This window comes from Burkholderia sp. (assembly GCF_018375725.1).
Taxonomy (GTDB): Bacteria; Pseudomonadota; Gammaproteobacteria; order Burkholderiales; family Burkholderiaceae; genus Burkholderia.
In genome coordinates this window covers 1-4,125 of sequence record NZ_JAHACR010000344.1, presented here as the reverse complement: position 1 = coordinate 4,125, position 4,125 = coordinate 1, and the positions used below count along the sequence as shown (strand labels likewise).

General features: G+C 65.7%; 3 protein-coding genes and 1 pseudogene. 1 reads left to right on the top strand and 3 read right to left on the bottom strand.

Annotated features, from left to right (window positions below; translation table 11 throughout):
• Positions 1–298: pseudogene (gene argS, locus KH616_RS22335) on the bottom strand (arginine--tRNA ligase); the annotation flags it as partial.
• Between the two features lie 202 nt (positions 299–500).
• On the opposite strand from argS, the gene KH616_RS22330 reads away from it, so the two are divergent.
• Positions 501–824, top strand: coding sequence for a DUF1840 domain-containing protein (locus tag KH616_RS22330; RefSeq protein WP_292252087.1), 324 nt, complete (start codon positions 501–503; stop codon positions 822–824).
• A gap of 99 nt (positions 825–923) precedes the next feature.
• Here the strand turns inward: KH616_RS22330 and metH are convergent, their stop codons facing one another.
• Both metH and KH616_RS22320 read right to left on the bottom strand, forming a co-directional pair.
• A complete protein-coding gene (metH, locus tag KH616_RS22325) occupies positions 924–3,641 on the bottom strand; it encodes a methionine synthase (RefSeq protein WP_292252086.1) in 2,718 nt (905 codons plus the stop codon).
• A gap of 47 nt (positions 3,642–3,688) precedes the next feature.
• On the bottom strand, positions 3,689–4,125 hold a 437-nt coding region (locus KH616_RS22320; protein WP_292252085.1), incomplete at its 5' end, for a homocysteine S-methyltransferase family protein.

The window sequence follows — 4,125 nt, the reverse complement described above, 5'->3', positions numbered from 1 at the left end:
GGTTGATGAAGCCCGGGCCGGCGATTTCGGCGGCTTCGACGAGATCCTGCGCGGCCGGATTTGCGGTCAGCGCCGCGACGATCTTCTCGGCGAGCTGGCGCGGATTCGACGCGAGCGGTTTCGCGAGCTGCATCGCGACGTTGCATGCGACGTCGCCGTGCGCGGCGGCTTTCGGGCGCTCCAGCGTGATCGCGGGCGTGACGAAGGCGGCGTCGGCATCGCCCTTCAGGGCCTGGGCGACCTGCTTGACGCTATCGGCGAGCAGGGTTTCGAGGGTCAGTTTTTGTGCTGGCAGCATGCTGGTAGAAGGCTGTGTTGGTGGCGGGCCGCTTGCGCCGGCGCGCCGGCACGCTTTTCGGGCGTGCGTTTCAGGGATCGCAGAATTTTAACAGGTGCTAATATGCCGCTCAGGTGCTCCGCGTCCGCGCGGTCGGACGCCGGCCTGCCGGCGTCGCTCCGACGGCGCGCGGCCGACACGACAAGATGAAAAGGGAATAGTCATGATTACGTTCAAGAGCAAGGCGGCGCAGGATCTCGACGTGTTGAAGGATTTCGCCGTGTACGTGCTGGGCCTCGTCGGCAAGCAACTCGGCGAGCGCGGTGTGATTACGCACGAAGAACTGGACACGGCGATTTCGAAGCTCGAAAACGCCGTCGCGCAGGCGACGCACGAGCGTGCCGAGCATGCGGGCCATTTCCACGAGGACGAAGCCGAGCGCGCGCACCACGAAGTGCCGCCGAGCCTGGCGCAACGCGTCGCGCCGTTCCTCACGATGCTGCGTGAAGCGAAGGCCGGCAACGCCGACATTCACTGGGGTTTCTGATCCCCGTGTGCGGCCAGCCGCCAGCCAGAAACCCGCTTTCGAGCGGGTTTTTTTTCGTCCGAGAAAAGGGCGGCGCGGCCGCGCCGGCCCGTGCGGGCGTCAGAGCTGCGGCGCGAGTGCGCGCCGCGCCTCGTCGATCGACAGCGACATCCGCTTCGCGTAGTCCTCGAGCTGATCCTGCCCGATTTTCCCGACCGAGAAGTAGGTACTGTCCGGATGCGCGAGATAGAAGCCCGACACGCTGGCGGCCGGCAGCATCGCCAGGGCGTCGGTGACGCTCATGCCGATTTCGTCCGCCTGGAGCACGTCGAACATGTCGCGCTTCACGAGGTGGTCCGGGCAGGCCGGGTAGCCCGGCGCGGGCCGGATGCCGACGTATTTCTCGGCGATCAGCGCGTCGTTGTCGAGCGTTTCGCCGCTCGCGTAGCCCCAGAGCTCGCGACGCACGCGGGCATGCATCGCCTCGGCGAACGCTTCCGCGAAGCGGTCGGCGAGCGCCTTCAGCATGATCGCGCTGTAGTCGTCGTGATCGGCTTCGAACTGCTTTTCCTTCGCATCCACGCCGAGGCCGGCCGTCACCGCGAACATCCCGATGTAGTCGGCAACGCCGGATTCCTTCGGGGCGATGAAGTCGGCGAGCGAGCGGTTCGGGCGCATCACGCCGTCCACGACCGGCCGCACGCTCTGCTGGCGCAGGTTGCGCCACGTCAGCAACACTTCCGAGCGTGAATCGTCCTTGTAGATCTCGATGTCGTCGTCGTTGACGGTGTTCGCCGGCAACAGCGCGATCACGCCGTTTGCGGTCAGCCAGCGCCCCTGGATCAGGCGGGCCAGCATCGACTTCGCGTCGGAGAACACGCGGCGCGCCGATTCGCCGACGATCTCGTCGTTCAGGATCGCCGGATACGGGCCGGCGAGATCCCAGGTCTGGAAGAACGGGCCCCAGTCGATATAGTGGGCGAGTTCGTTCAGATCGTAGTTCCTGAAGACGCGGCGGCCGATGAATTTCGGCTTGACCGGGCGGTAGTTCGCCCAGTCGATCGTTGTCTTGTTCGCGCGCGCCTCGGGCAGCGTCACCATCGGCTGCGCCTTCCGGTTCGCGTGCTGGTCGCGGATGCGGTCGTAGTCGGCCTTCAGTTCGTCGAGATACTTCGTCGCGCCTTCGTCCGACAGCAGGCTCGACGCGACCGACACCGAGCGCGACGCGTCCGGCACGTAGACGACCGGGCCTTCGTAGTTCGGCGCGATCTTCACCGCGGTATGCACGCGCGACGTGGTCGCGCCGCCGATCAGCAGCGGAATCTTCTTCACGCGGAAATAGTCGTCGCGCTGCATCTCGGATGCGACGTACGCCATTTCCTCGAGGCTCGGCGTGATGAGGCCCGACAGCCCGATGATGTCCGCGCCCTCGACCTTCGCCTTCGCGAGGATCTCGTTGCACGGGACCATCACGCCCATGTTGACCACTTCGAAGTTGTTGCACTGGAGCACGACCGACACGATGTTCTTGCCGATGTCGTGCACGTCGCCCTTCACGGTCGCGATGACGATCTTGCCCTTCGCGCGCACGTCGCCGCCCGCTTCCGCGAGCAGGCGCTTTTCTTCCTCGATGAACGGGATCAGGTGCGCCACCGCCTGCTTCATCACGCGTGCGGACTTCACGACCTGCGGCAGGAACATCTTGCCCTGGCCGAACAGGTCGCCGACGATGTTCATGCCGTCCATCAGCGGGCCTTCGATCACGTTGATCGGGCGGCCGCCCGCCGCGGCGATCTTCGCGCGCGCTTCTTCGGTGTCCTCGACGATGAAGGTCGTGATGCCGTGCACGAGCGCGTGCGCGAGACGCTTCTCGACCGGCTGGTTGCGCCATTCGAGATTCTCCTCCTTCTTCGCGGCGCCGGTCTTGAACTTGTCGGCGACTTCGAGCAGGCGGTCGGTGGCGTCTTCGCGGCGGTTCAGGATCACATCCTCGACGCGCTCGCGCAGTTCCGGGTCGAGCTCCGCGTAGACGCCGAGCTGGCCCGCATTGACGATGCCCATGTCCATCCCCGCCTGGATCGCGTGGTAGAGGAACACGGTATGGATCGCCTCGCGCACCGGATCGTTGCCGCGGAACGAGAACGACACGTTCGACACGCCGCCGCTCACCTTCGCGTACGGCAGGTTCTGCTTGATCCAGCGCGTCGCCTCGATGAAGTCGACCGCGTAGTTGTTGTGCTCCTCGATGCCGGTCGCGACCGCGAAGATGTTCGGGTCGAAGATGATGTCCTCGGGCGGAAAGCCGCAGGTGTTCACGAGCACGTCGTACGAGCGCTTGCAGATTTCGGTCTTGCGCGCGAACGTGTCGGCCTGGCCTTGCTCGTCGAATGCCATCACGACGGCCGCCGCGCCGTAGCGGCGGATCAGCTTCGCGTGACGCACGAACGCTTCCTCGCCTTCCTTCAGCGAGATCGAGTTGACGATCGCCTTGCCCTGCACGCACTTGAGGCCCGCCTCGATCACGTCCCACTTCGACGAGTCGATCATGATCGGCACGCGCGCGATGTCGGGTTCCGATGCGATCAGATTCAGGAAGCGAACCATCGCCGCCTGCGAATCGAGCATCGCCTCGTCCATGTTGATGTCGATCACCTGCGCACCGTTCTCGACCTGCTGGCGCGCGACGGCGAGCGCCTCGTCGAACTGGCCGTTGAGGATCATGCGCGCGAACGCCTTCGAGCCGGTGACGTTGGTGCGTTCGCCGACGTTGATGAAGAGCGTCCCGGGTGTGACGTTGAACGGCTCGAGGCCGGCAAGGCGCATCGTGTGATCGGTCATGGCGGTGCGAAATCGTGTGTTGTGGGGCGTGCGTGCGGGCGTGAGGATCACGCGGCGTCGCTGTACTGGTTCGGCCAGCGACGCGGTTTCACATCGGCGAGCGCTGTCGCGATCGCGGCGATGTGTTCCGGCGTCGTGCCGCAGCAGCCGCCGGCGAGATTCACGAGGCCGGCCTGCGCGAATTCGCGCAGCAGGCCCGACGTGACGTCGGGCGTCTCGTCGAAACCGGTGTCGCTCATCGGGTTCGGCAGCCCGGCGTTCGGGTAGCACGACACGTACGTGTCGCACAGCTTCGCGAGTTCGGCGATGTACGGCCGCATCAGCGCCGCGCCGAGCGCGCAGTTCAGGCCGAACGTGAGCGGCTTCGCGTGGCGCAGCGAATTCCAGAACGCCTCGACCGTCTGGCCGGACAGGATGCGGCCCGACGCGTCGGTGACGGTGCCCGAGATCATGATCGGCAGGCGTTCGCCGGTATCCTCGAACA